Below are 25886 nucleotides of genomic sequence, written 5' to 3' on the forward strand. Positions count from 1 at the left end.
TCCGTGACCGAAGGGTGTCTCGTGACCCCGCCAGAAGCCACCGCCGAATCCGTCTTCGTGACCGGGGCCACCGGCTACGTCGGCGGCCGGCTCGTGCCCGCGCTCCTCGCGGCCGGGCACCGGGTGCGGTGCCTCGCCCGGGAGCCGCGGAAGCTCGACGACCGGGCGTGGCGGGCCAACCCGAACGTGCAGGTCGTGACCGGCGACATGTCCGACGTGGCCCACCTCGCCGGCCAGCTGGCGGGGTGTTCCGCGGCGTACTACCTCGTTCACTCCATGGAGGTGACGGGCGCGGAGTATGCCGCGCGGGACCGCCTGCTGGCGGCCAACTTCGCCCGGGCCGCGGCCCGCGCGGGCGTGGCCCGCATCATCTACCTCGGCGGCCTCGGCGAGATGGGGGCGGGCCTGAGCGAGCACCTCCGATCCCGCCGCGAGGTCGAAACGGAACTGGCGTCGGCCGGGATTCCGGTCACCACCTTCCGGGCCGCGATGATCATCGGGGCCGGCTCGGCCTCCTTCGAGATCCTCCGCTACCTCGTCGAGCGGCTGCCGGTCATGGTCACCCCGTCCTGGGTGACGACCGAGTGCCAGCCGGTCGCGATCGACGACGCGCTGCACTGGCTCGTCCGCTGCCTCGGCGTCACGGAGACCGCCGGCAAGACACTCGAGATCGGCGGGCCGGACGCCCTCCCGTACCGCGAGCTGATGCGGATCATGGCTGAGGAGCTCCGCCTCCCGAAGCGGCTCATCCTTCCCGTCCCCCTCCTCACCCCGCGGCTGAGTTCGCTCTGGATCGGGCTGGTCACGCCGGTGTCGTACCGGATCGCGCGGCCGCTCGCCGAGGGGCTGCGGAACCGGGTGGTCGTGACGAGCGGCGAGGCGCAGCGGCTCATGCCGCACGCGGCGGCCGGCGTCCGCGACGCGATCCGGCAGGCAATCCGGAGCGTCGAGGCGAACGCCGTCGAGACGCGGTGGTCGGCGGCCGGGACGGTGCCGGGCGACCCGCAGTGGGCGGGCGGGACCGTCTTCACCGACCGCCGGTCGGTCGACATCCGGGCAGACCCGCGCCACGTGTTCGCGGCGGTGTGCCGGATCGGCGGGGGGAACGGCTGGTACGCCGGCGACGTCCTGTGGCGCGTCCGCGGGTGGATGGACACGCTGGTCGGCGGGCCGGGGCTGCGGCGCGGGCGGCGGAACGCCGAGCGGGTGGAGTTCGGCGAGGCGCTGGACTTCTGGCGGGTGGTCGGGGTCGAGCGCGACCGCTCGCTGTCGCTGCGGGCCGAGATGAAGTTGCCGGGCGAGGCGAAGTTGAACTTCGACGTGGAGCCGGGCGCGGGCGGCGACCGGACCCGGTTCACGATGACGGCCCTGTTCCGCCCGCGGGGGCTGCTCGGGCTCCTCTACTGGTACGCCGTGGTGCCGCTGCACGGCATCGTCTTCGGCGGCATGCTGCGGGGGATCCGGAAGACGGCCGAGGCGATGCACCGGGCCGAGAACCCGGAGCCGGACGACGGGCCGCGCGCCGCTCCCGCCGCCTCGGGGTACGGGCGGGCGCGGCTGTGGCTGGGGATGTCCGCGGTCGGAACCGTGGTCACCCTCGCGGCGCTCGCGCTGGCACTGGGCCTCGCGGCGCGAGTCGCGCCCGACCCCGACGCGCCGCCGGCGACACAGGTGCTTGCGCTGGCGGGCTTCGTGCTGGGCTACGCGCTCGTGCACCTCCCGTTCGACGTGGTCGGCGGCTACCTGCTGCCGCGGCGGTACGGCCGGTCCCACCCGCCGCCGGGGCGGTTCCTGGCGGGCCTGGCGCGCGGGGCCGCGGCGCACGCGGCGGTGCTGCTCTCGGCCGCCGTCATCCTCATGTACGCGGGACGGTACGCCGGCGTCGGCGGGACCGTCGCGGCGGGGGCGGTGTTCACGCTGGCGCTGCTCCGCGGCCGGGTGACGATCGCGTCCGCGGTGGCCCCCCTCGAACTGACCCCGAGCGCGCCGGACGGCGGCGCGGCGGGCGGCCCCGTGCCGGTCGTCATGGCCGAAAGCCCGGACGAGGGGTTTACCGGGGCGGTCCTCGGCGTGGTCCGCCCGCGGCTCCACCTCCTTCCCCTGAAGTGGGGGCAGGTGCTGGGGGCCGAGGGGCTGCAGATCACGCTCCGGCGGCGCGGCCTCGCGGTCCTGACGGGGAGTTGGCGGCGGGGCCGGGTGGTCGCGCTGCTGTTCACGCTCGCCGGCCTCACGACGGCGGCCCTCGCCGTCGGCCCGGCCCGGCTCGGGACGGCCGCGGGGACGATCGAACTGAGCCTGTGGTTCACCGTCTGGTCCTTCGTCGGCCTGCTCACGCTGCCGACCCTGAGCCGCCGCGGGGTGGCCGAGGTGGACGAACGGCTGCTCGCGGAGGGGTGCCCCCGCGGGGCGGTCGAGACGACGGCCCGCCGGCTCGACGACCTGCAGGACGGCGAGCGCGACCGCCCCGCGCTCGTCGAAACCATCTTCCACCCCATCCCGAGCCTGGAGCAGCGGCTCCGCGGCCCGCGCGCCCACGGCCGCCTCGGCTACTGGGACGCGGCCCGCACGGCGGTGTACCTGAGCCTCGCCGGGGTGGGGTTGCTGGGGCGTGCGGTCCATTGCAACTGCGGCCGGCCGGCGTTGTGGGTGTTCCTGCCCACGGACTGACCCGCTACCGCGGCCGGCGGGTGCGCATTCACTTGGGAGGGGAGTCGCCGTGAGTTCACCTGACGCAGATGCCGCCCCGGTGTACCTGGTGTTCGGGGCGACCGGGGGGATCGGGTCCGCCCTGTCCCGCCGGCTCGCCGCGCGGGGCGCGCGGCTGGTCGTGGCCGCCCGCGACGCCGACCGCCTCCGGGCCTTCGCCGCGGAAATCGGGGCGGAGCCGCACCCGGTCGATGCCACCCGGTTCGACGACGCGACCGCCTGCGCGGAGGCGGCCGTGCAGCGGTTCGGCCGGCTCGACGGGGTCGCCAACTGCGTCGGGTCGCTGCTGCTCAAGCCGGCCCACACCACGACCGAGGACGAATGGGCGGCGACGGTCGCGGCGAACCTGACCAGCGCGTTCGCCGTGCTGCGGGCCGCCGCGAAGGCCGTGACCGCGCCCGGCGGGTCCGTCGTCCTCGTGTCGTCGGCGGCGGCGCGGGTGGGCCTGATGAACCACGAGGCCATCTCCGCCGCGAAGGCCGGGGTGATCGGCCTGACGCTGTCGGCCGCGGCCACGTACGCCCCCCGCGGCATCCGGGTGAACTGCGTGGCCCCCGGCCTGGTGCGCACCCCGATGACCGCCCGCTTGACGGCGAACGAGGCCTCGCTCAAGGCGTCCACGGCCATGCACGCCCTCGGGCGGGTCGGCGACCCGGACGACGTGGCCGGGGCGATCGAGTGGCTGCTCGGCCCGGAGTCGGGCTGGGTCACGGGGCAGGTTCTGGGGGTGGACGGCGGGCTCGCCACCGTCCGCCCCCGCTGACCGAGGGGAGCGCGAATGACCACGACCCGCACGCACCCACCCGGGTGGGCCCGCTGGTGGCTCCGGGCCGCCGGGGTGTACAACCTCGCGTGGGGCGCGACCGTGATCGCGGTCCCCCACCTGCTGTTCGACCTGTGCGGCATCCCCCGCCTGAATTACCCCGAGATCTGGCAGTGCGTCGGGATGATCGTCGGCGTCTACGGGGTGGGCTACCTCGCGGCCGCCGCCGACCCGTGGCGCCACTGGCCGATTGTCCTCGTCGGCCTGTTGGGGAAGGTGTTCGGCCCGATCGGCTTCGCCGCCGCGCTCGCGAAGGGCACCTTCCCGCCGGCGTTCGGCCTGACGATCCTGACCAACGACCTTCTGTGGTGGGTGCCGTTCGCCCTCATCCTGTGGGGGGCATTCCGGAACCACCGCCGGACCGGGGCCGCGACCGATGCCTGACGAAATCGCCCGCGGGGTGGTGCTGCTCCACCTCGCGGCCACGCTGTTCCTGGTCGGGCTGATCTGGTTCGTGCAGGTCGTCCACTACCCGCTCATGGCCCGCGTCGGGCGGGCGGAATTCGTGGCGTACGAGCAGGCGCACGCCCGGCGGACCACGTGGGTCGTCGCGCCGCCGATGCTGGTGGAACTCGGCACCGGAATCGCCCTCCTGTGGGTCCGGCCCGCGGGGGTGTCGCTCGCCGCGGCTCTCGCGGGCGTGGCCCTCCTCGCGGTCGTCTGGGGCTCGACCCGGTTCGTCCAGGTTCCGTGTCACGAGCGGTTGTCGCGGGCCTTCGACCCGGGCGTTCACCGACGGCTGGTGTCCACCAACTGGGTGCGCACGGCGGCCTGGAGTTTGCGGGGAATTCTGGCCGTGTGGATGGTCACGCAATCCTGACGGGAGGCAAGCCGATGAGCGACCTCGATCACGAGCGGTCCATGCGCCGGGCCGTCGCCCTGGCCGCCCGGGTGCCCGAGCGGCCGTTTGCCGCGGTCGTCGTCGATCGCGCCTCCGGCGCGGTCGTGGCGGAGGGGTGGAACCGGTCGGACGAGAACCCGACCTGGCACGGGGAGATCGACGCGATCAACCGGCTGGTGGCGTCCGAGCCCGGAATCGATAGCTCCCGGCTCGTGCTCTACACGACCGCCGAGCCGTGCCCGATGTGCCAGGGGGCGATCCTGTGGGCCGGGATCGGGGCCGTCGTCTTCGGCACGTCCATCCGGTTCCTGACGGCCACCGGCTGGCGGCAGATCGACATCGCGGCTGAGGAGGTCGTGCGGCGCGCCCCGGGGTGGCGGTGTGAGGTGGTCGGCGGGGTGCTGGAGGCGGAGTGCAACGAGCTGTTCCTGACCGCGGCCCGCGCCGCCCCCGGCCGGTGACGGGCGGTCACCCGTGAAGCCGGGCGAGGAACTCCTCGGCGGTGCGGTGGTGGGCCGCCAGCTTTTCGCCGAGCCGGTCCTTCAACTTCGCCATCATCGCCGTCCGCGGGTTGGCCGCGAAGAAGGCGGTGTTGCGGTCCACGAACCGCCAGTACAGCGCGTCCCACACGCCGCACCACGGCCCCTTCTTGAAGTCGCTCATCTTGAGCACGTAGTTCGACCCGCTGACGTACGGCTTGGTCGTCATCAGCCCGCCGTCGGCGTGCTGGCTCATGCCGTACACGTTCGGCACCATCACCCAGTCGTAGGCGTCCACGAACAGCTCCATGAACCACCGGTACACGGCGTCCGGCCGCACGTCGCACAGCAGCAGGAAGTTGCCGAGGATCATCAGCCGCTCGATGTGGTGGCAGTACCCGGTTCGCAGCACCCGGCGGACGACGTGGTCGACCGGGTCGATGCCGGTGGTGCCGTCGTAGAAGGCCGCGGGCACGTCGCGGGTCAGCCCCCAGAAGTTCCGCGTCCGCTGCCCGCGGCCGCGGGCGAGGTAGACGAGCCGGACGAACTCGCGCCACCCGATCACCTGGCGGACGAACCCTTCGAGCGAGTTCAGCGGGACGCGGCCGGCGCGGGCGAGGGCGGCGTCGATCACCTGCCGCGGCGCGAGGAGCCCGGTGTTGAGGACCGGCGTCAGCACCGAGTGGAACAGGACGTCGTGGTCGGCGCGGATGGCGTCCTCGTAGTCCCCGAACCGGTCGAGCCGCCGGGCGACGAAGTCGTCGAGCCGCGCCGCCGCGCCGGCGTGGTCGGTCGGGTAGCGGAACGGCTCGTCGTCGCCGAGCGATTTCGGAAACCGGGCGCGGACGTACTCGCGCGCCTCCCGAACGAACTCGTCCTCGGGTGCGGCCGGGGCCGGCGGGACCGCTACGCCCTTCGGGAGCTTCTTGCGGTTCTCGGCGTCGAAACTCCACTTCCCGCCGACCGGCTTGCCGCCGTCCAACAGGACGCCGAGGCGCTTCCGCTGGGCGACGTAGAAGTCGGTGAAGTACAGGCTCTCCTTGCCGGCGGTGAACCGGTCGATCTCGCCCGCGGGGGTCAGGAAGTGGGGGTCGTCGAGCCGGTCGAGGCGGATGCCGCGGGCCTGCAGCCCCGCGGTCAGCCGGCGTGTCAGCCAATCGTCGCACGGGTCCACGACGCGCGCCGCCTGGACCTTCCAGCCCGCCAGGCGGGCCGCGACGGTCCCGGAGTCCGCTAACTCGGCGGCCTCGATGTAGTGGACCCGGGCGCCGGCCGCGAGCAGCCCCGCGGCGTAGCGCTTCATGCTCGTCCGGTGGAGGATCAGCTTCTGCCGGTGGAAGCGGTACTGCGTGAAGAACAGCGGGTCTTCCACGAGTACGACCGCGTCGGCCCCGGCGACCGCCGGGTGGTCGGCGAAGAGTTGGTGGGGGTAGACGAGGGCCGCGGTTCGCATGGGCGCGTCGGGAGGTGGAGCAGCGGAGTCGGCTCCGCAAGCCCGTCGGGGCTTGCGAAGCCGACCCAAAGTGCCGGGGTTAGCGGGGGGCCGCGGCCCGGGCGCCGCTCCGCAGCGCCGGGTCGAGGTCGAAGCGGTCGAGGTTCATCACCCTGGTCCACGCGGCCACGAAGTCCCGCACGAACTTCTCCTTCGCGTCGTCGCCGGCGTACACCTCCGCGATCGCCCGGAGCTGCGAGTTCGACCCGAACACGAGGTCGGCGGAGCTGGCGGTCCACTTGGCCCGCCCCGTCTTGGGGTCACGCCCGTCGAAGAAGTGCTCGCAGATCGCGGACTTCTTCCACTCGGTGTTCATGTCGAGCAGGGTCACGAAGAAGTCGTTCGTCAGCGTCTCGGGCCGCTTGGTGAAGACGCCGAGCTGGCTCCCCCCGGTGTTGGCGTTCAGCACCCGCAGCCCGCCGACGAGGACGGTCATCTCCGGGGCCGAGAGCGTCAGCAGGTTCGCGCGGTCGACCAGCAGCGCCTCCGCCGGACGTGTCAGCTCCCGGCTGAAGTAGTTGCGGAAGGCGTCCGACGTCGGCTCCAGCACGGCGAACGACTCGGCGTCGGTCTGCTCCTGCGTCGCGTCGGTACGGCCCGGGAAGAACGGAACCGACACCGCGTACCCGCCCTTCTTCGCCGCCTGCTCGACCGCCGCACAGCCGCCGAGGACGATGACGTCCGCGAGCGACACCTTCTTCCCGCCGGCCAGCGTCTTGTTGAAGTCGGTCTGCGTCTTCTCGAGGATCTGCAGCACCTTCGCGAGTTCGTCCGGCTGGTTCGCCTTCCAGTCCTTCTGCGGGGCGAGGCGGATGCGCGCCCCGTTGGCGCCGCCGCGCTTGTCGGTGCCGCGGTACGTCGACGCCGACGCCCAGGCCGTCCCGACCAGCTGCGAGGTGGACAGCCCCGATTCGAGGAGCTTGCTCTTGAGGGCGGCGATGTCCTGGTTGTCGATCAGCGGGTGATCGACCTTCGGGACGGGGTCCTGCCACAGTTGCGGCGGGGCGACCTCCGGCCCGAGCAGCCGCGAGACGGGCCCCATGTCGCGGTGCGTGAGCTTGTACCACGCCTTCGCGAAGGCCGCGTTGAACTCCTTCGGGTTCTCGTGGAACCGCTTGGAAATCCGGGCGTACGCCGGGTCCATGCGGAGCGCGAGGTCGGTGGTGAACATCATCGGGGCGTGGGACTTCGTCGGGTCGTGGGCGTCGGGCACGGTCCCCTTGGCCTTGTCGGCCGTGGGGGTCCACTGCCACGCGCCGCCGGGGCCCTTGATCAGCTTCCACTCGTACCCGAACAGGTTGTCGAAGTACCCGGTGGACCACTTCGCCGGGGTGGACGTCCACGCGCCTTCGAGCCCGCTGGTGATCGTGTCGGCGCCGCGCCCCTTGCCGAACGAGTTCTTCCACCCGAGCCCCTGCTCCTCGAGCCCGGCCCGCTCCGGCTCGGGGCCGACGTGCTTGTCCGGGTGGGCGGCCCCGTGGGCCTTCCCGAGCGTGTGCCCGCCGGCGATGAGGGCGACCGTCTCCTCGTCGTTCATCGCCATGCGGCCGAACGTGGTGCGGATGTCCCGGGCGGCGGCGAGCGGGTCCGGCTTGCCGTTCGGCCCTTCCGGGTTGACGTAGATCAGCCCCATCTGGGTCGCGCCGAGCGGCTGCTCGAGCTTGCGGTCGGCGGTGTGGCGCTTGTCGTCGAGCCACTTGGTTTCGGCGCCCCAGTAGACGTCCGCGTCGGGCTCCCAGGTGTCCACGCGGCCGCCGGCGAAGCCGATCGTCTTGAGCCCCGCCGACTCGAGGGCGCAGTTGCCGGCGAGGATCATCAGGTCGGCCCACGAGATCTTCTGGCCGTACTTCTGCTTGATCGGCCAGAGGAGCCGGCGGGCCTTGTCCAGGTTGGCGTTGTCGGGCCAGCTGCCGACGGGGGCGAGGCGGATGATGCCCGACCCCGCGCCGCCGCGGCCGTCGGTGACGCGGTACGTCCCCGCGCTGTGCCAGGCCAGCCGGATGAACAGCCCCGCGTACGAGCCGTAGTCGGCCGGCCACCACTCCTGCGAGGTCGTCATCAACTTCATGAGGTCGGCCTTCACGGCCGCCAGGTCGAGCTTCTTGAACTCGGCGGCGTAGTCGAAGTTCTCGCCCAGCGGGTTCCCCTTCGGCGAGTGCCGGTGAAGGACGTCCAGGTTCAACTGGTTCGGCCACCAGTTCTTGTTCTGGTAGGCGGCCCCGGCCGGCTGCGGCCCGGCCGGCATCGGCTGCTCGGCCCCGGCCTGGGCACCCAGCACGGGGCACTTGGCGAGGTCGCCGGCGCCGCCGGCCGCCGGTCGGGCGGGTTGCGGGGTCTGGCTGCCGGCCGGGGCGGTGGGCGGCTGGGCGAGCATGGGAGCGGCGGCGTACAGCGCCGCACAGCTCACCGCGACGCCGGCGACGTAAGTGATTCGGGGCATGATCCCTCCGGAGTTTGTGGCTGGAAGCCGGCTCACACGATTCGGGCGAGTGCGAATCCATCTCGTGGGTGGATTCGCGCGCTCGGGGAGAACGGGCGCACAAGCCCGGGCCGGCTGATTCACCCTCGCATTCGGATCGACTTCGAGACGCGCTCGCCCTGGGTTCCTGGGTGTGGACTGCGGAACGGTTCCACACACACTGTAGCCGGTGAGACCGCGCGTTTACCACTCTCGCCCACGGCGAGCCATAGGCGGGGGCTATCGCCGGATGGACCGAGCGGGCCGCCCCGGCGATCCCGAGGTCACGGCGGCGAGAGCTGAAAATGGTTCGGGCTGGATGTCGTCGATCGGACCCGCGACGGCAGGGTCGGGGGTCAGAATGCGGGCCGGCCCCGCGCTCCGGTCGGAGCGCGGGGCCGGCGGAAGGAGCGCGTCCGCCTCGGCGGAACGGGCGACTCAGTCGATCTTCGTGGTCGGCCGCGGGGCCGGCGCCGCCGGCGGCGGCGTCGCCGACCCGGTCGACGACTTCGGCGGAGCGGGCGTGGTGGCCTTCGGCGTCGGCGTGGTGGCCTTCGGCGTCGGCGTCGGCGTCGGCGCCGGCGTGGTGGCCTTCGGCGTCGGCGTGGTGGCCTTCGGCGTCGGCGTCGGCGTCGGCGTCGGCGTGGTGGCCTTCGGCGTCGGCGTCGGCGTCACCGGCGCCGAGCCCGTGCAGCCGGCCGGCACCCCGCCGCAGCAGCCCGCCGGAACCACCACGGCCCCGCCGCCGCAGCAGTTGGAGCCGCGCCGCCGGCCGAACAGCCCGCGCCGCCCGCCGTCGCACCCGTTCGACGCGGCCACGGTGCCGTGGCAGCCGCCGTCGCACCCGTTGCGCTTGCCGAACGCCGGCACGTCCGTCCCGCCGGCCATCGCCGTCATCAGCACCAGACTGTACATCGCGTTGCCTCCTGCGTGCGCCGGCCGCGCGCCCGGGAGAAGGGCGCGCCGGCCCGGCGTACCGTCGGTTAAACGGCCGCGGCCGGCGGGGTCAAGGGGCCGCGTCGGTCCGACGTTCATTCGTGGCATCGACTCAATGCTTCTCCTGACCCCCCCCGGTGGGGGAGGCGGAGAATCATCCGCGGCCGGCGACCGGAGGACGCTCGTCCCGGAATTCCTGACAGATTCCCCCCCGCGTGTGCCATCCTTATTGTTACACCCCGCGGAGGAGCCGCTGTGACCGCCGCCACGCACCCCCCGGCCGACACCCTCAGCGCCTTCGGCCGCGGGGAATTGCCGCCCGACGAACTCGCCACCGTCGCCGACCACGTCGCGGCCTGCGCCGACTGCTGCGCCGCGCTCGGCGACGTGCGCGACGACAGCCTCGTCGGCCTGCTCCGCGAGCTGCGCACGCCCCCCGACGACCGCACGAACGCCACGCCGGCCGGGAGCACGCCGTCGGTGCTGGCCTTCCCCGACGCGCGCTCGGTGCTGGCCGACCACCCGCAGTACCGGCTGCTGGACCAGCTCGGCGAGGGCGGCATGGGCGTCGTCTTCCGGGCCGAGCACAAGGTGATGGGCCGCGTCGTCGCGCTGAAGGTGATGGCCCCGCACCTGACCGAGAAGCCGAGCGCCGTCGCCCGCTTCAAGAAGGAGGTGAGCGCCGCGGGGAGGCTGAACCACCCCAACATCGTCACCGCCCACGACGCCGGCGAGGCGGGCGGGCTGCACTTCCTGGTGATGGAGTACGTCGAGGGCGTGAGCCTGGACAAGCTCGTGGCGAAGAAGGGGCCGCTGCCGGTCCCGCAGGCGTGCCAGTTCGTCCGGCAGGCGGCGCAGGGGCTCCAGCACGCCCACGACAAGGGGATGGTGCACCGCGACATCAAGCCGCAGAACCTGATGGTCACCCGCAAGGGGCACGTCAAGGTGCTCGACTTCGGGCTGGCGCGGTTCGCCCGCGACGCCGCCGAGCACCCGCCCGAGGGGTCGAGTGCGTCGACGCGGCTGCCGCCGACGGCGGTGACCGGCATGAACATGATCATGGGCACGCCGGACTACCTCTCCCCGGAGCAGGCCCGGTGCGCGGCCGTGGACATCCGGGCCGACGTGTACTCGCTCGGCTGCACGCTGTACTTCCTGCTCACCGGCCGGGCGCCGTTCGAGGGCGCGGGGTCGGTGTTCGACAAGATTCTGGCGCACGCCACGGAGCCGCAGCCGTCGCTGGCCGCGACCCGGCTCGACGTGCCCGGCGGGCTGGAACTGGTGCTGGCGAAGATGACCGCGAAAGACCCCGCGGCGCGGTTCGCCACGCCGGCCGACGTGGCCGCGGCGCTGGCCCCGTACGCCCGCGGGGAGGGCGCCGGTACGCAGCCGGTGGTCGAGGCGGCGTTCGCCCCCGCGCCGCCGGCCGTGACGCCGCCGGCCGCGTCCACGCTCGTGCCCGACCCGCCGCCGACGGACGTGATCGTGCGGGCGAGGCCGGCGAAGAAGCGGAAGAAGGCGGCGCGCTCGGCGTGGACGCCGGCCCGGTGGGCGGCGCTCGCCGGCGTGCTGGTCGCGGTGCTGATCGGCGGGCTGGTGGTGCGCGCGGCGCTGAAGAAGCCGCCGCCGACGACCGCGGCCACGACGCCGACGCCCGAGCCGCCGCGGGCGGCGGCCGCGGCGCCGCCCGCGAAGTCGGTGGCGGCGACGAAGCCGACGGAGCCGGCGCCGAACCCGTGGCGCGGGGCGCCGCCGCAGGTGCTGTTCGTGCTGCCGACGAAGGGGCTGTACCCGCCGGACTACGCGCCGGTGCGCGAGCGGCTCGAAGCCGCGGGCGTGGGGGTGAAGGTGGCCGTCGGCCCGCCGCCGCCGTTCGGCCCGTTCGAGCCGGGGTACTCGTACCCGAAGAAGGACGGCCCGCCGACGCCGCCGGTGCGCGCCGACCTGGTGTTCGGCGCGGACATCGACCTGACGCCGGTGCGGGCGCTCGTGTTCGTCGGCGAGGACGTGGGCGAGTTCGTCGGCCCGTCGCCGAAGGGCCAGGCGACGGGGCAGGTGATCCGCCGGGCGCGGGAGAAGAACCTGGTGATCGGCGGCATCTGCACGGGCCAGCTGGTGCTGGCGAAGCACGGCGTGCTGGACGGGAAAACGGTGGCCCGGAGCCCGTACTCGGAGCAGTACGCGGGCCGGTTCGGGGTGCCCTACCCGGCGCCGCAGTTCACGCTCGACGACGCCCCGGTGCGGACGGCCGGCCGGGTGGTGACGGCGGCCGGCCCCGAGCACGCGGCCGCGTTCGCCGACGCGCTGGCGGCGGCGCTGCGGGAGTGATTTCGCCGCTCGCGGCGTAGCGCCGCAACGCTACGCCGCGAGCGGCGACAGCTTTCGTCGGTTGCTCCGTCCTCATCAAACCCGCATAATGCCGTCACCGACACGTCGGGCGGGGGGACGCGGTGACCGGTAACGGCGGCACTCACAAGCTCAAAATCTTCAGCGGGCGGGCCAACAAGCCGCTCGCCGAGGGCATCGCCAAGCACCTCGGGGTGCCGCTCGGGAACATCAACCTGGGCAGCTTCCCCGACGGCGAGACGATGGTCCGCATCGACGAGGACGTGCGCGGCCGCGACGTCTTCCTGGTGCAGCCGACGTGCCCGCCGGTCAACCAGCACCTGATGGAGCTGCTGACCATGCTGGACGCGTTCAAGCGCGCCAGCCCGGCCCGCATCACGGCCGTGATCCCGTACTACGGCTACGCCCGCCAGGACCGCAAGGACACCGGCCGCGTCCCCATCACCGCCAAGCTCGTCGCCGACCTCCTCACCACCGCCGGCGCCCACCGCGTCCTCTGCCTCGACCTCCACGCCGCGCAGATCCAGGGCTTCTTCAACATCCCCGTGGACCACCTGTACGCCTCGAACGAGATCACCGCCCACGTCCGCTCGCTCGGCATCCCGGCGAACGAGCTGGTGGTGCTCAGCACCGACGAGGGGAACGTCAAGAAGGCGCTGAAGTACCAGGGCCGGCTCGGCGGGCAGATCGCCGTCGTGGACAAGCGCCGCGCCAGCGCCACCGAGACGACCGCGGCCCACCTCATCGGCGACGTGGAGGGGAAGACGGTCGTCCTGTTCGACGACATGATCTCGACCGGCAGCAGCATGGTGAAGGCGATCGAAATTGCCCGCAAGCACCGGTGCAAGAAGGTGTACGCCTGCGCGACGCACGGGCTGCTGGTGGACAAGGCGGTGAACCGGCTGCGCGACGCCGGCATCGAGCAGATCGCCATCACCGACAGCATCCCGCTGCCGGCCGAGAGGGCGCTGCCGAACATCAAGGTGATCTCGGTGGCGGCGCTGCTGGCGAACGCCATCCGCCGCATCCACGAGGACCAGTCGATCAGCGAGCTGTTCAACGACTGACGGCGTTCGTCATTCGTCATTCGTCATTCGTCGTTCGCCGATGCCCCAGCTCCCCGTCACCTGCCCGCGCTGCGACGCCGACCTGACGGTCGGGCGGGAGCTGCTCAACCGCCCGGTCGAGTGCGGGGCGTGCGGCCGGGCGTTCGTGCCGGTGATGGACCCCGGCGGCCGCGAGCCCGACGACGAGCCGCCGCGGCCGAAGCGCGGCGGCACCCCGCTGTTCGGCGTGCTGTCGCTCATCCTGGGGTTGCTCGGGATCATCACCTGCTGCCTCGGCCCGCTGTCGCTCGTCATGAGCGCCGGCGCCGTGGTGAGCGGGCTGATCGGCCTCCGCACACGCGACGGCCGGGCGCTGGCGATCGCCGGCCTGGTGGCCGGCGGGCTGATGGTGATGCTCCGGGTGCTCGGCCTGGCGGTGGGCTGGCGCGGGGCGTTCGACCTGTGGTGACGGCGGGCGGTGCGGCGAGCCGGGAGCGTGAGCGACCGGAGTCCGAGGCGCATCGATGCGCCTCGGACTCCGGTCGCTCACGCTCCCGGCTCGCCGGGTTGAAGTGTCTTGTCGGGCGCCGCCCTACTCGCCCGGCGGCACGTCGGGCAGCGTCAGCCCCGCGCCCGGCGCCGTCGGCGGTGCCTCCAGGCGGGCCAGCGCCGCCTGCGCCATCCGCAGCGCGGGCTCCAGGTTCAGCGCCCGCTGATACGCCGCCTTCGCCTCGTCGCGCTTCCCCTGTACCGCGAGGCAGAACCCGAGGTTCGCCTGCGCCTCGGCCGGCGTCACCGCCTTCTCGAAGCACTCGAGGGCCTCGCGCTCCTTCCCCTGCATCGCCAGCGCCAGGCCGAGGTTGTTCCACGCCCGCTTGCTCGTGCGGTCGGCGGCCACGGCCTTCCGCAGGTGGACTTCGGCCTCGGCCCAGCGGCCGCGGTTGTAGTGGCTGTAGCCGACGTCGCACAGCAGGGCGGCGTCGCGCGGCCGCTTCTTCAGCAGCGACGTGAACTCGGCCATCGCCTTGGCCTGCTCGTCGTTGCGGTCGTACAGGATGGCGAGGCGGTGGGCGGCGCGGTCGGCCACGCTCGGGTCGAGCTGCCGGGCGCGCTCGTAGCACGCGGCGGCGTCGGCGTCCTTGCCGTCCTTCTCGAGCCCCTCGGCCATCGCCAGCGTCAGCGCCGCCGACTCGTTCGGGGCCAGCTCCGTCGCCTTCGGCGGCGCCGCCGACGCCGGACCGGTTGGGCCGCTGGGAACGAGGGGCGAATCGGTCTTGGCGGCGAGCCACGCCGGCACCCCGCCGCCGCCGGCCGTCAGGCACCCGGACGCTGGAAGCGCCAGCGCGGTGATCAGCAGAGCGATCGGACGCATAGCTCACCCGTGCTGCGTGAAGGGGTGACGGGGTGACGGGGTGAAGGGGTGACGAATACGCCCCCCCGGTTGTCACCCCTTCACCCCGTCACCCCGTCACCCCTTCATGCGGAGCCAGTCACCTTGCCCACCCATCCGTTCGCTACGGCAGCGGGGTGTAGCCCGTCGGCCCGGCGAGGTTCACGCCCTCGGCCCGGTAGAACTGCTTGATCCGGCTGCAGTCGGTGCGGATCGGGCTGCGGAAGTCGCGGCAGTGGCCCTCGATCCGGCCGAACAGGTAGAACTCCACGTCCGTCGGGTCGAGGATCTCGTGCCCCGGCAGGGTGACGTGCTGGTCGGCGTCGAGCGGGCGGGCCAGTTCGGGCGTCAGGAAGATCACCAGCTCCTGCTCCCCGGCCGACGTCTTGGTGACGCCGGTGAGCTGGCCCAGCCCCGGGATGTCGCCGATGAACGGCACCCGGCTCGAATCGGCCCCGTGGTTGGTCTGGATCAGCCCGGCGACCGCCAGGGTCTCCCCTTGCCGGAGTTCGACCGTCGTGTTCACCTGCCGGGTGTTCAGCCCGGCCACGGTCCCGCCGCCGATGTTGGTGCCGGAGTTCAGGTCGCGGCTGCTCACGGCGGCGTTCAGCACCAGCCGGATGCGGTCCCGGTCGGTGATGAACGGGGTGAAGCTCAGCTGCACCCCGTACGGGACGAACTGGACGCCCTGGAGGCCGCCGCCGCCGAACGCCCCGCCCCCGAACCCGCCGATGATGGGGACCGGGAACTGGCCGCCGGCCAGGAAGTTGGCCGACTGCCCGTTCATGGCCACCAGGTTCGGCTCGGCCAGCGACTTGGCGTACGAGAGCGTCTTGAGGGCGGCCAGGGCGAACGGCAGCCGGCCGGCGTCGGTCACGAACGGGAGGTTGGCGATGGCCCCGCCCTGAGCAATCTGACCGCCGGCCCCGCCGAACCCGCCGAGCCCGCCGAGCCCGCTGACCCCGGGGAGGCCGCCGATCACCGGGCCGGTCTTGTTGGCGAACACCGTCAGCCCCTGGTTGGTGGTGACGGCGAAGTTCAGGCCGACGGTGCGGGCCGCGGCGCGGTTCACCTCGGCCACCACCACCCGCAGCATCACCTGCTGCTCGCCGGCGACCTCCAGCAGGTTGATGACGTTCGGCCCGCCGGCGTTGCGGAACACGTCCAGGCTCGGCGCCTGCGTGGCGCCGGTCGGGTCGGTCGGGCCGCCGGGCGGGGACAGCACGGGGACCTGCCCGGCCACGCCGCCGCCGGCGATCGGGGTGACGCCGCCGGCGGTGCCGCCCGCGCCCTGCATGTTCGAGCGCACGACCTGGAGCACCTGCCCGCCCTGCACGAAGTCGCGGACGCGGCCGCTGACGACGAGCTTGTCGCCGAGCACGCGGAGCTTGACGCGGCTGTCGGGGAAGAACTTGTTCAGGTCCGCTTCCAGCGCCTGGTAGGCGCGGTCGAGCCGCTCCTTCGCCTCGGGGTCGGGGAAGACCCGCACGAGGTACGACAGCGACTCCGTCTTGGCCGGGTCGTTCGGGTCGGCGAACCAGATGTTGAGCACGGTCGCGCCGACGCCCTTCCCCTGGATGATGAGCTCCTTCGGCGACAGCACGTTGACGGACGCGATGCTCTCGTCGCCGGCCTGGACGCGGGCGGGCGTGCCCTTCAGCACGAGGACGCGCGTCTGCCCGGCGGCCAGGTCGAGGGTGGTCTCGGGGTCGATCAGCTTGGCCACGTACTTGGCCAGCTTCTCCTGCGCCGCCGCGGTCAGCTTCGGCGAGCCGCCGAGGCCCGGCGGGGCGGCCGACATGAGCGGGCTGCTGAGCGGCCCGATGTAGCCGGGGGACGGCCCCTTGCCCGCCCCGGGCAGGACGCCCGGCGCCGGCAGCGGCTGCATCGGCTGCTGGAGGACGGCCGGGGTGATCGGGCCGGGGATGCCGAGCCGGAGCGGCTCGGGGGCCGGCGGCTGGGCGAGGCCGGCCGCGTTGCCGACGTCGAGGACCGCCGCGCCCAGCAGGAAGAGGGCGGCGAACCCGCCGACCCGGACGAGGCCGGTGCACCGCGGCACGTCGGCTGGGCAACTCGTGCGCGTCATCCTGAAATCCCCCTGGCGTCGACCCCGGACCGGCCGGCGGCTTCCCGCGTCGGCCGGTTCCCTCCGGGCATCCGGCTGCGGCCGGCGGGCGTTCCCCCACGCCCCACGCGGCAGCTATTGGTCAACGAATGTGCCGGGAATAACGGATACGACGGGTGTGTCAAGCAGTCTTCCGGCGATTCCGCACGGTTCCGGCGAAGTTTTTCCCACTGCCGCCGGGGAGATCGGTGACTGGGCGGGATGGGCGCCGGCGGCGCGGGGTCTCGCAAGTCGGGCCTCGCGGACTCGACCCGTACTCCGGACGCCGCGGCCGGGTCGTGCGGGTCTGGTCAAGTTTGCGGGTTCTGCTGTCGATACCGGATGCTGATGCGGCTCGGACCAATTCCGGAGGATCAGGCGATGACCGAACGGGCGCGGCGGAACCGCTGGCGGTGGGTGCTGGCCGGCCTGTTCGGCGCGGCCGCGGTGCCGGTCGGGGTGAGCGGCCAGACGAAGTTGCGGACGGCCGAGCCCGCCGCCGGCGGGTCGCCGGTCGTGCGGCTGGAGTCGGCCGTGAAGGCGCCGCCCGCCGCGGCCGGCCCCGGTATGAAGGCCGTCTTCGTGGACGCTGGCGACGGCTCCGGGCCGACCGTGCAGTACGTGCCGCGCTACGGGACGCCGACGCCGCCGCCGCCGCCGGCCGCCGCCGCACCCGCCCAGAAGATGCGGGCCGTGCTCGTGGACGCCGGCGACGGCGCCGGGCCGACCGTCCGGTACGTGCCGGTCGGCGGGTCGGTCGTGACCGCGCCGACGCCGCCCGTCGCCGCGCCGCTGCCGATGCCCGCGGTCGCCGCGACGCCGGTGGTGCCGCCGACGCCGACCGTCGCACCCGCGCCGCGGACCGTCTCCCCGGCGGCGGCTGTCACGGCCGTGACCCCGCCGGCGGCACCGCCCGTGCCGGTCGTCGCCGCTCCGGCGCCGGTGTCGATGCCGGGCACGCCGGCGGTGCCGCCGCGGCCGATGCCGGTCGTCGCCGCGCCGGTCGTCGCCGCTCCGGCCCCGATGCCGATGCCGACCACGCCGGTGGTGCCGCCGCGGCCGATGCCGGTCGTCGCCGCACCGGCGCCGATGCCGGCCACGCCGGCGGTGTCGCCGCGGCCGATGCCGGTCGTCGCCGCGCCGGTCGTCGCCGCACCGGCGCCGATGCCGATGCCGACCACACCGGTGGTGCCGCCGCGGCCGATGCCGGTCGTCGCCGCGCCGGCGCCGGTGTCGATGCCGGGCACGCCGGTGGTGCCGCCGCGGCCGATGCCGGTGGCGAGCGAGCGGCCCGCAACGCCGGCCGTGCCGCAGGCGATGGTCGTCGCCCAGCCCGCGGCGCCGGTCGAGCACCGGGACTTCGCCCGCACCGCGGCGCCGGCCTCGATGCCGGCTCCGATGCCGACCCGGACGACGCCCGTCGCCGTGACGCCGCCGGCCCCGGTCGCGCTGCCGCCCGCGCCGCGCCCGGCGCCGCGGCCGACGTACGTCGTCGCCCAGCCGCCGTCCGACGCGCCGGTGGCGCTGCCGCAGGCCGCCCCGCCCACCCCGGCGCCGGTCACGGCGCACACGCCGCTTCCGACGCACGCCGGGCCGACGATGGTGCCGGTGGCCCCCGTCGCGGCCCCGACGGCGGCGTGCGCCACCAACGCCTGCGGCCACGGGCACCGCGGGCACGACAACTGGTGCGTCCACGTGCCGGCGACCTGGGTGCCGCCGGTCGGCGCGAACCTGCGGTCGTTCACCGACCAGATGCGGCTGAACGCCCTGGCCGAGTACTTCGTGGTGTTCGAGGAGGAGTGGTTCCAGGGCGCCGCCGAGCTGACCCCGAGCGGGCTGCGGCACCTCGACGGCATCGTCCGCCGGCTCGGCGTGCTGGGGGCGCCGGTCCGCGTCGAGCCGAGCGGCAACCCCGACCTCGACGGCCGCCGCCGCGCCGCCCTGATCGCGGCCCTGTCCGGCGCCGGGGTGACCCCCGACCGCGTCGTCATCGGCGGCAGCCGGGCCGAGGGGCTCCGCTACTCCGACATCGACGCCGTCTACGACACCCGCGTCCAGTCGGCGGCCGGCGGCGGGGGCGGCGGCATCGGCGGGTTCGGCGGGGGATTCGGCGGCGGGTTCGGCGGGATCGGTGGCATCGGCGGGTACGGCGGCGGCGTCATCCGCTGACCCGCGGGTCGAGTCCCGGTCGCCCGCCGAAGCCCACCCGCCCGCGCGGGTGGGCTTCGGCCGTTCCGGCGGCTACGCTACCCCCGGCACCCCCCGGAGGCCCGCCCCGTGTCCACCCGCCGCGCCTTCCTCGCGTCCGCCGCCCTGCTGCCGTCCGCGCTCGCCGCACAGCCCGGCCCGCGCACCCGCCCGCCGAAGCGCCCCCGGCCCGCCGAGAAGAAGGTCGCCGTCGTCGCCTCCGTCTACTGGTACCTGTCGCACGCCTACCACATCGCCGGCCGCTTCCTCGACGGCTACATGGTCGGCGACGCCCACCACTTCCCCGACTTCGGCGTCGCCAGCTGCTACGTCGAGCAGCCGACGCGCAACCTCGCCCCGGAGCTGGCCCGCGAGCACGGCTTCCGCCTCGCCCCCACCATCGAGGACGCCCTGACGCTCGGCACCGGCCGCCTCGCCGTGGACGCCGTGCTGCTCATCTGCGAGCACGGCGACTACCCGTACAACGCGAGGGGCCAGAAGCTCTACCCGCGGCACGACTACTTCCAGCAAATCGTCCGCGTCTTCGAGCGGAGCGGGAAGACCGTGCCGGTGTTCTGCGACAAGCACCTCAGCTACGACCGGGCGAAGGCCGCCGACATGGTGGCGACGGCGAAGAAGATGGGCTTCGGCCTGATGGCCGGCTCCAGCCTGCCGGTGACGTGGCGCCGCCCCGAGCTCGAACTGCCGCTCGGGTCGAAGCTCACCGACGCGCTGCTGGTGTCGCGCGGCGAGCTGGAGATCTACGGCATCCACGCCCTCGAAGCGTTGCAGTGCATGGCGGAGCGGCGCCTCCCGGCCGGCGCGACGGAGCAGGGCGTGGCGGCCGTGACCGGCCTCCAGGGCGACGCGGTGTGGAAGGCCGGCGACGACGGCCTGTGGTCGTGGGAGCTGCTCGAACACGCCGTCGGCCGCTGCCCGTCGCGGAACGCCGGCGACATCCGCGCCAACTGCCGCCGCTTCCAGCGGCCCGCGGCGTGGGGCCACGTCGTGCCCGGCCCGATCGCCTTCCACGTCGAGTACCGCGACGGCTTCAAGGCCACCGTGCTGCAACTCGACGGCCACGTCGCCGACGAGGCGTTCGCGGGCCGCATCGCCGGGCAGCCGCGGCCGGTTTCGACGCTGTTCTACCTGCCCCCGCCGCCGGGAGCGGCGTTCCTGGAGGCGCTGGCGAGTCACGCCGAGCGGTTCGTGGCGACGGGCCGGCCGCCGTACCCGGCGGAGCGGACGCAGCTGACCGGCGGCGTGCTGGACTACGCGCTGGAGTCGCGGGCGACCGGCTCGCGCCGGCTGGAGACGCCGGACCTGGCGATCCGCTACGCGGCCCCCGCCGACAGCGGGTTCATGCGGGGCGAGTACGTCCGGCCGGTGAATTAGGCGGAGGCCCCGCTGCGCATGCTCGGCGGACCGGCGTCGACGGGGGCGGGTGTGACGGTGGGACAGGTCGAGTTCGGCCGGGGCGGCGAGGCGACCGGCCCGCCCACGGACCGACCCGACGAGGTGAATAACGAAGCCCGGCCAGCCACGAGGGCCGGCCGGGGGTACCGCGGTCGTGCTCGACCGAGCCTACTTGGCCTCGTCTTCCTTCTCCTCGATCGCGTCGGCCGCCGCGACGGCGTCGATCACGTCCTTCGCCTCCTGCGGCCCGCCGGCCAGCCGGGCGAGGCGCCGGACGGCGGCGACGAGGGCGTGGTGGAGGTCGTAGTCCGCCGCCGCCTTACTGAGCTTCGCCGGGTCGTACTTTCGTGCCACAAGTGCCTCCGCGGGTAGAGAGAGAGGGGACAGTCTTTATACGTGGGGCGGCAACTGGGAAGCGCGGGGGGTGGGTGTCGCACCCACGGCTCCGGGGGATTAGCCCGGCGAGTTGACTATCTACTCCACCCCCGCGAATCGCCTCGCCAGGCGCCCTCAGCGCTTGCTACCGTCCGGCGGGCCGGCCGGGCTCGTGACATTCGCCGGCGGCCCCGAGGTGTCGAACCGGTTGAGGCCGAAGTAGCTCCACTTCTGAACGACCACGTTGCTCACCACCGCCCCGGTCGGCGGGGCCGGGGCCTGCTGCCAGGGCAGGAGAAGCCCCCGGTAGTGGAACACGGACGTGCCGTCGGGGCCGAGGTAGTCCCACGATTCCCACCGGCAAGCCAGCCCCACGACGAGGACGAACGGCACGACGAGAGCGGCGAAGAACCGTCGGTTGCCCGGGCTGTTGCTCAAGAAATCCTCGTTCGTGGAAGCACAGGCGTGACTGTCGCGTACCGTGCCGGCCGCCCCAACGACTCAGCATACCACGAGCCGTCCGGGTAAAATAGCCGGATGTTCCGTCTGCAAGGGCAAGGCACGAATTGATCTTGGGTCGGGTCGCGAATTTGCGTAAGTGTGCGTCCCACCATCCGGCAGCCGTCCATGCCCGCCTACTTCATCGACCGTTGCGACCGGGCGATCGACGCTGGCCGCCACTCGGCCGCCAGTACCCGCTTGACGGACTCCTGGTCTGCTCGCCGATGGTGCCGTGCCGGGAGAATCATCCGTGCTCCCACCGACCGGCGGTTCTGCCCGTCGCCTTCGAGGTCACGGACGCAACCCGTGTGCGTGGCACGGCCTGCGCCGTTCGCCAGGCCGGCGGCTGGATCGAACCAACTTTTTTATGAGTCGGTGACATGTTGCCGGGGATCGACCCCCCCGGCCGGAAGAATCATTCCGGGCGAGCAGAAGTGGCTCACCGCGGGGGTAGCAGCCGCGCCGCCGGGGCGCCGGACGGCGGCGGCAGCTCCTCGACGGCGGCCGGCGGCGCCGTCCCCGGCAGGAGCAGCTCGCGGCCCGGAGCCACCGCCGCCGGCCGCGCCCCGAGCATCGGCCGCACCGTCACGTCGCGGTCGGCCTCGAAGGCGCGGTTGTCGGTGGTGGTGAGCCGCACCGCGACGCGCACCTTGCCCGTCGTCGGCGGCGTCTGCCACGGCAGGCGGACGAAGTAGCCGGTCGTGATGAGGCCGTTCCGCCACGTCGGCCGCAGCTGCTCGGGCGTCAGCTCCCAGGTGCCGATCGGCTGCTTCAGCCCCTGCGGCGTGACCTCCCACGCGGCGATCGTCGCCCGGCCCGGCACCTTCACCGCCGACTTGTCCTCGTCCGACGGCACGATGACGACCATCAGCGCCTCGTCGCCGGGGGTGCCGTCGTCGTCCACGCCGCCGGTGCCGCGGCCGACGGCGATCTCGCGCACGAACACGGCCGCGCCGGCCCCCGTGGGCAGGCCCGGCGGCGCGCCGGGGAAGCCGGCCGGGTGCTGGTGCTCGTAGGCGCGGTTGAGGTTGCGGGTGGCGTCGAGCTGCTGGCGGGTGGCGGCCAGCTCGCGGTCGCGGGTGCGGAGCTCGGCCTCGATGAGGTCGTAGCGCTTGTTCGGCTTGCAGCCGGTCAGGGCGAGCGTCAGGGCGAGCCCCACACGCCGCCAATGACCAATGACCAATGACCCACCAATGACCAGGGGCGATCCGGCCCTGCCTTCCTTGGTCATTGGTGGGTCATTGGTCATTGGTCATTCCCGGCGGTCACTCCGCCGGTCGGGCTCCGAGCTCGGCCGGCATCCGCTCCAGCACCTTGTCGATGAGCCCGAACTCGCGGGCCTCCATCGCCGACATGAAGTTGTCGCGGTCGGTCCCCTTCTCGATCACCTCGAGCGGCTGCCCCGAGTGCTTCGCCAGCAGCAGGTTCAGCGTCTTCTTCGTCCGCAGGAACTCCTTGGCGTGGATCAGGATTTCCTCGGTCGTGCCCTCCGAGCCGGCGAGCGGCTGGTGGATCATCACCCGGGCGTTCGGCAGGGCGAACCGCTTCCCCTTGGTGCCGGCGGTGAGGAGCATCGCCCCCATGCTGGCGGCCTGGCCCATGCAGTAGGTCGCCACGTCGCAGGTGACGAACTGCATGGTGTCGTAGATCGCCATGCCCGCCGTCACGCTCCCGCCGGGGCTGTTGATGTACAGGTGGATGTCGCGCTTCGGGTCGTCGAACTGGAGGAACAGCATCTGGGCCACGATCAGGTTGGCCATGTCGTCCTGCACGACGCCCTGCAGGAAGATGATGCGGTCCTTCAGCAGTCGGCTGTAGATGTCGTAGGCGCGTTCCTCGCGGCCGCGACTCTCCACCACGATCGGCACGAGCGGCATGGTCGGTCCTCCGGGCGGCCCGCCGCGCCGTCTGGTATCGGGCGGCGGGCCGGCGGCGTATCAGGGTATGGGAACGGGCCGGGCGGCTTTCGGGCGGCACCGGCCGGACTTGGCGACTGTGCGGTTCGGGTGATCTGAGCCGGCCCCGTCAGGGGTCGGAGTGGTTCAACGCTCCGACCCCTGACGGGGCCGGCTCAGGATCGACTTACTTCTTCACCGCGTCCGCCGGCTTCTCCAGCACCTCGTCGACGAGGCCGAACGCCTTCGCCTCCTGGGCGCTGTAGTACTTGTCGCGGTCCGTCTCGCGGGCGATCGCCTCCAGCGGCTGCTTGCAGTGCTTCGCCAGGATCTCGTTCAGCCGCGACCGCTCCTTCAGGATCTCGTTGGCCTGGATCTCGATGTCCGACACTTGCCCGCCGACCTGGCCGTAGGGCTGGTGGATCATCACCTTCGAGTTCGGCAGGGCGTACCGCTTGCCGGCGGTGCCGGCGGCCAGCAGGATGGCCGCGCCGCTGGCGGCGATCCCCATGCAGTACGTCAGGATGGGGCACTCCAGGAACTGCATCGTGTCGTACAGCGCCAGCGTGGCGGACACCGACCCGCCGGGGCTGTTGATGTACATGTGGATGTCGGCGGTCTTGTTCTCGTACTGGAGGTACAAGAGCTTCTGGATCGTCAGGTTGGCCAGGTAGTCGCTGATGACCGAGCTGCCGCCGGTCTCCGGGCTGCTGCCGACGAAGACGATGCGGTTCTCCAGCAGCAGGTCCGCCAGCGTCATCGTGCGCTGGCGGGAGTAGTTGCCGCGCTGCAACAGCGGCTGGATCGGGCCGGCCGCGGCCGTCGGATCGAAGGGAGGGAACATCAGGCGTCACCCTTTCTCGGAGAGGGATGAGGGACGCGGGACGAGGGATGAATGCCCGAGTCGGCGTTCATCCCTCGTCCCGCATCCCTCATCCCTCGGGGGTCATCTGCACTTTACGCGGACGGTCAACCCTCGGTCGGCGCCTCGGCCGGAGCCTGCTCGTCCGGGGCCGCCGCGGCCTGCACCGTCGCCACCACGCCGGCCTGCTCGGCCTTCTCCGCGGCCGTCAGCTCGTACTCCTCGAACGTCGCCGACTCCAGGATCAGGTCCAGCGCCTTGCGCTCCAGCAGGTCGGTGGCCAGCGCCTCCATCAGGTCGTCCTTCTCGAACCGGGCGCGGACCTTGCGCGGGCTCTCGCCCGACTGGTCGGCGATGCGGTCGATCTCGGCCTCCAGGTCGCTGTCCTCGATCTCCAGCTTCTCCACCTCGGCCACCTTCTGGAGCACGAAGTGCTCCTTCAGCGCCGCGGCGGTGCTCGCCACCACGTCCTGCTCCAGGATGCGCCGCTTGCCGGCGATCTGGGCGTCGGACATGCCGGCGTTCTTCATCTCCATCACCCGCCGCTGCAGCGTCTTGCGGGCCTGCCGGCGGAGCATGTCCTGCGGCAGTTCCCACGTCGCCGAGCTGGCGATCTTCTCCAGCACCTGCTTGCGGGCCTCCTGCCGCTGCGTGTACTCCAGCCGGCGGTTCAGCAGCGTGCCGACCAGCTCGTCGAACCCGTCCGCGGTCGTCACGCCGAACGCGCCCTCGAGCAGGTCCTGCGTCAGCTCCGGCGGGCGGATCGTCTTCACGTCGTGGACGGTGAACGTGGCCTGCACCTTCTGGCCGCGCATGCTCGGGTTCGCCAGCTCCTGCGACAGCACGATGTCCACCGTGCGCACGTCGCCGGCCCTCGCGCCGGTCAGCTTCTCGCCGAAGTCCTCGGCCACGCCGTCCGACAGCGCCAGCCGCGGCTCGACCTTGAAGCGGACCTCCTTGAGCTGGTTCAGCAGCTTGTCGCCGTACTTGATCTCCACGTCGGCGGTGACGGTGTCGTCGAGCGCGACTGTGGGGTTGTCGCCTTCCTTCGGCACGAGCTGGCCGTAGGGCTCCAGCAGCCGCTTCTTCTCGGCGGCGATTTCGTCGGCGTTGTAGGTGTGCGTCGGCCGGCGGAGCTTCAGCCCCTTGTAGTCGGGGAGGTCGAACTCGGGGCGGACCTCGATGTCGAACTCGTAGACGAACGGGCCTTCCTTCGGGATCTCGATGGCGTCCGGGTCGAGGTCCGGCGGCGACAGCGGCGAGATGTCCTGCTCGTCGGCCAGCTGCTCGAGGCTGGCCATGAGGACCTGCGTCTTCACCTCCTGCGCCACGGCCGGGTAGTACTGCTTCTCGATCATCTTCCGCGGCGCCTTACCGGGGCGGAAGCCGCGGACCGTGGGCTGGTCGGAGAGCGTGATCTCGCTGAACTTCTCGTCGAACCGCTCGTCGATCTGCTTCCGCTCGACGGTGACCTTGATGTGCTTCTTGCACGGGCCGACGTCCTTGATCTCGACCGTCTGGACGAGCTTGACCGGCCCCTCGGCGACGGCCGTGGCGCTGCCCTCGTCGGTGGTGTCGGGGGTGGGTTCGTCGGCCATCGGGGCTCCTCCGTGGTCGCCGCGTCGGGGTGCGGGGTTGGGGGGTAAAAACACAAGGGCCGGGAAGCGGTGGGCGGCGGGCATTGTATCCCGCCAAGTGCCCGCGACTTCCCGGCCCGGCAGACTGTGGCTAAGAGCGGGTGATGGGACTTGAACCCACGACAACCTCGTTGGCAACGAGGTACTCTACCACTGAGTTACACCCGCATTACTACCACTGCACCCAGCACTGTATGCCGGTGCCGCCGCGGCTTCAAGGGAGAATATCGCGCCACGTGCGTGTGGACAGGGGACAGGGGAACGGGGGCAGGGAACAGGAGACCGGAACTGAGTGGGCAGGAGCTGGTGTCCCGTTCCCTGTCCCCGGTCCCCTGTCCCCCGGGGCCGGCCTATTTCCTTGACACTACTCCTTGCCCTATCTAGACTTTGAA

General features: G+C 72.8%; 21 protein-coding genes and 2 tRNA genes. 10 read left to right on the forward strand and 13 right to left on the reverse strand.

Going from position 1 to position 25886, the window contains the following annotated elements:
• The first annotated feature begins 21 nt into the window (after window positions 1-21).
• From ETAA1_RS31375 to ETAA1_RS02025, 5 genes are read left to right on the forward strand one after another with little or no spacing between them, the layout of a single operon-like run.
• Complete coding sequence (locus ETAA1_RS31375; protein WP_202920595.1) at window positions 22-2667, forward strand: SDR family oxidoreductase; 2646 nt, start codon at window positions 22-24, stop codon at window positions 2665-2667.
• 49 nt (window positions 2668-2716) lie between these two features.
• On the forward strand, window positions 2717-3469 hold the full coding sequence (locus ETAA1_RS02010) for an SDR family NAD(P)-dependent oxidoreductase (protein WP_145233861.1): 753 nt from the start codon (window positions 2717-2719) through the stop codon (window positions 3467-3469).
• A 15-nt stretch (window positions 3470-3484) separates the two neighbouring features.
• A complete protein-coding gene (locus ETAA1_RS02015) occupies window positions 3485-3913 on the forward strand; it encodes an alkyl hydroperoxide reductase (RefSeq protein ID WP_145233863.1) in 429 nt (142 codons plus the stop codon).
• Entirely contained in the window at window positions 3906-4349 is a 444-nt protein-coding gene (locus ETAA1_RS02020; RefSeq protein ID WP_202920596.1) for a hypothetical protein, read from the forward strand. The genes ETAA1_RS02015 and ETAA1_RS02020 overlap by 8 nt, the downstream gene beginning before the upstream one ends.
• A gap of 14 nt (window positions 4350-4363) precedes the next feature.
• Window positions 4364-4831, forward strand: a complete 468-nt coding sequence (locus tag ETAA1_RS02025) for a nucleoside deaminase (RefSeq protein WP_145233865.1) — start codon at window positions 4364-4366, stop codon at window positions 4829-4831.
• A gap of 7 nt (window positions 4832-4838) precedes the next feature.
• On the opposite strand, the gene ETAA1_RS02030 is transcribed toward ETAA1_RS02025, so the two are convergent.
• The 3 genes from ETAA1_RS02030 to ETAA1_RS31380 all read right to left on the reverse strand — a co-directional run bounded on the left by ETAA1_RS02030 (window position 4839) and on the right by ETAA1_RS31380 (window position 9714).
• A complete protein-coding gene (locus tag ETAA1_RS02030) occupies window positions 4839-6302 on the reverse strand; it encodes a cryptochrome/photolyase family protein (RefSeq protein WP_145233867.1) in 1464 nt (487 codons plus the stop codon).
• A 79-nt stretch (window positions 6303-6381) separates the two neighbouring features.
• Window positions 6382-8781, reverse strand: coding sequence for a catalase/peroxidase HPI (gene katG / locus ETAA1_RS02035; RefSeq protein ID WP_145233869.1), 2400 nt, complete (start codon window positions 8779-8781; stop codon window positions 6382-6384).
• A 456-nt stretch (window positions 8782-9237) separates the two neighbouring features.
• Window positions 9238-9714, reverse strand: a complete 477-nt coding sequence (locus ETAA1_RS31380) for a hypothetical protein (RefSeq protein ID WP_202920597.1) — start codon at window positions 9712-9714, stop codon at window positions 9238-9240.
• Between the two features lie 276 nt (window positions 9715-9990).
• Here ETAA1_RS31380 and ETAA1_RS02045 point away from each other — a divergent pair, with 276 nt between their 5' ends.
• The 3 genes from ETAA1_RS02045 (at window position 9991) to ETAA1_RS02055 (ending at window position 13596) form a co-directional block, all read left to right on the forward strand.
• Window positions 9991-12063, forward strand: coding sequence for a serine/threonine-protein kinase (locus ETAA1_RS02045; protein ID WP_145233871.1), 2073 nt, complete (start codon window positions 9991-9993; stop codon window positions 12061-12063).
• Between the two features lie 122 nt (window positions 12064-12185).
• Window positions 12186-13148, forward strand: coding sequence for a ribose-phosphate diphosphokinase (locus ETAA1_RS02050; RefSeq protein ID WP_145233873.1), 963 nt, complete (start codon window positions 12186-12188; stop codon window positions 13146-13148).
• A gap of 40 nt (window positions 13149-13188) precedes the next feature.
• Window positions 13189-13596 carry a hypothetical protein gene (locus tag ETAA1_RS02055; RefSeq protein ID WP_145233875.1) on the forward strand — a complete coding sequence of 136 codons (408 nt, stop codon included), beginning with the start codon at window positions 13189-13191 and terminating at the stop codon, window positions 13594-13596.
• A gap of 123 nt (window positions 13597-13719) precedes the next feature.
• Here ETAA1_RS02055 and ETAA1_RS02060 read toward each other — a convergent pair whose 3' ends face one another.
• Complete coding sequence (locus ETAA1_RS02060) at window positions 13720-14499, reverse strand: tetratricopeptide repeat protein (RefSeq protein ID WP_145233877.1); 780 nt, start codon at window positions 14497-14499, stop codon at window positions 13720-13722.
• A 142-nt stretch (window positions 14500-14641) separates the two neighbouring features.
• Entirely contained in the window at window positions 14642-16603 is a 1962-nt protein-coding gene (locus ETAA1_RS02065; protein ID WP_145233879.1) for a type II and III secretion system protein family protein, read from the reverse strand.
• Window positions 16604-17002: 399 nt separating this feature from the next.
• Here ETAA1_RS02065 and ETAA1_RS31385 point away from each other — a divergent pair, with 399 nt between their 5' ends.
• Window positions 17003-18790 (forward strand): hypothetical protein, encoded by a 1788-nt coding sequence (locus ETAA1_RS31385; protein WP_202920598.1) that lies wholly within the window; start codon window positions 17003-17005, stop codon window positions 18788-18790.
• Between the two features lie 108 nt (window positions 18791-18898).
• Entirely contained in the window at window positions 18899-20203 is a 1305-nt protein-coding gene (locus ETAA1_RS02075) for a hypothetical protein (RefSeq protein ID WP_145233881.1), read from the forward strand.
• Between the two features lie 189 nt (window positions 20204-20392).
• Here the strand turns inward: ETAA1_RS02075 and ETAA1_RS02080 are convergent, their stop codons facing one another.
• From ETAA1_RS02080 to ETAA1_RS02110, 8 genes are all read right to left on the reverse strand, one after another.
• The gene (locus tag ETAA1_RS02080) at window positions 20393-20578 is read right to left on the reverse strand and encodes a hypothetical protein (RefSeq protein WP_145233883.1); all 186 of its coding nucleotides are present in this window, start codon (window positions 20576-20578) and stop codon (window positions 20393-20395) included.
• Between the two features lie 62 nt (window positions 20579-20640).
• Window positions 20641-20713: transfer RNA gene (locus ETAA1_RS31390), tRNA-Ile, on the reverse strand.
• Window positions 20714-20734: 21 nt separating this feature from the next.
• On the reverse strand, window positions 20735-21037 hold the full coding sequence (locus ETAA1_RS02085; RefSeq protein WP_145233884.1) for a hypothetical protein: 303 nt from the start codon (window positions 21035-21037) through the stop codon (window positions 20735-20737).
• Between the two features lie 502 nt (window positions 21038-21539).
• Complete coding sequence (locus ETAA1_RS02090; RefSeq protein WP_145233886.1) at window positions 21540-22259, reverse strand: hypothetical protein; 720 nt, start codon at window positions 22257-22259, stop codon at window positions 21540-21542.
• A gap of 106 nt (window positions 22260-22365) precedes the next feature.
• Window positions 22366-22977 carry an ATP-dependent Clp protease proteolytic subunit gene (locus tag ETAA1_RS02095; protein ID WP_145233888.1) on the reverse strand — a complete coding sequence of 204 codons (612 nt, stop codon included), beginning with the start codon at window positions 22975-22977 and terminating at the stop codon, window positions 22366-22368.
• Between the two features lie 205 nt (window positions 22978-23182).
• Complete coding sequence (locus ETAA1_RS02100; RefSeq protein WP_145233890.1) at window positions 23183-23839, reverse strand: ClpP family protease; 657 nt, start codon at window positions 23837-23839, stop codon at window positions 23183-23185.
• Window positions 23840-23964: 125 nt separating this feature from the next.
• Window positions 23965-25455: a trigger factor gene (gene tig, locus ETAA1_RS02105; protein ID WP_145233892.1), complete on the reverse strand. Its 1491-nt coding sequence runs from the start codon at window positions 25453-25455 to the stop codon at window positions 23965-23967.
• A 135-nt stretch (window positions 25456-25590) separates the two neighbouring features.
• Window positions 25591-25662 (reverse strand) — tRNA-Gly (locus ETAA1_RS02110).
• Between the last annotated feature and the right edge of the window lie 224 nt (window positions 25663-25886).

It is taken from the genome of Urbifossiella limnaea, from assembly GCF_007747215.1.
GTDB lineage: Bacteria > Planctomycetota > Planctomycetia > Gemmatales > Gemmataceae > Urbifossiella > Urbifossiella limnaea.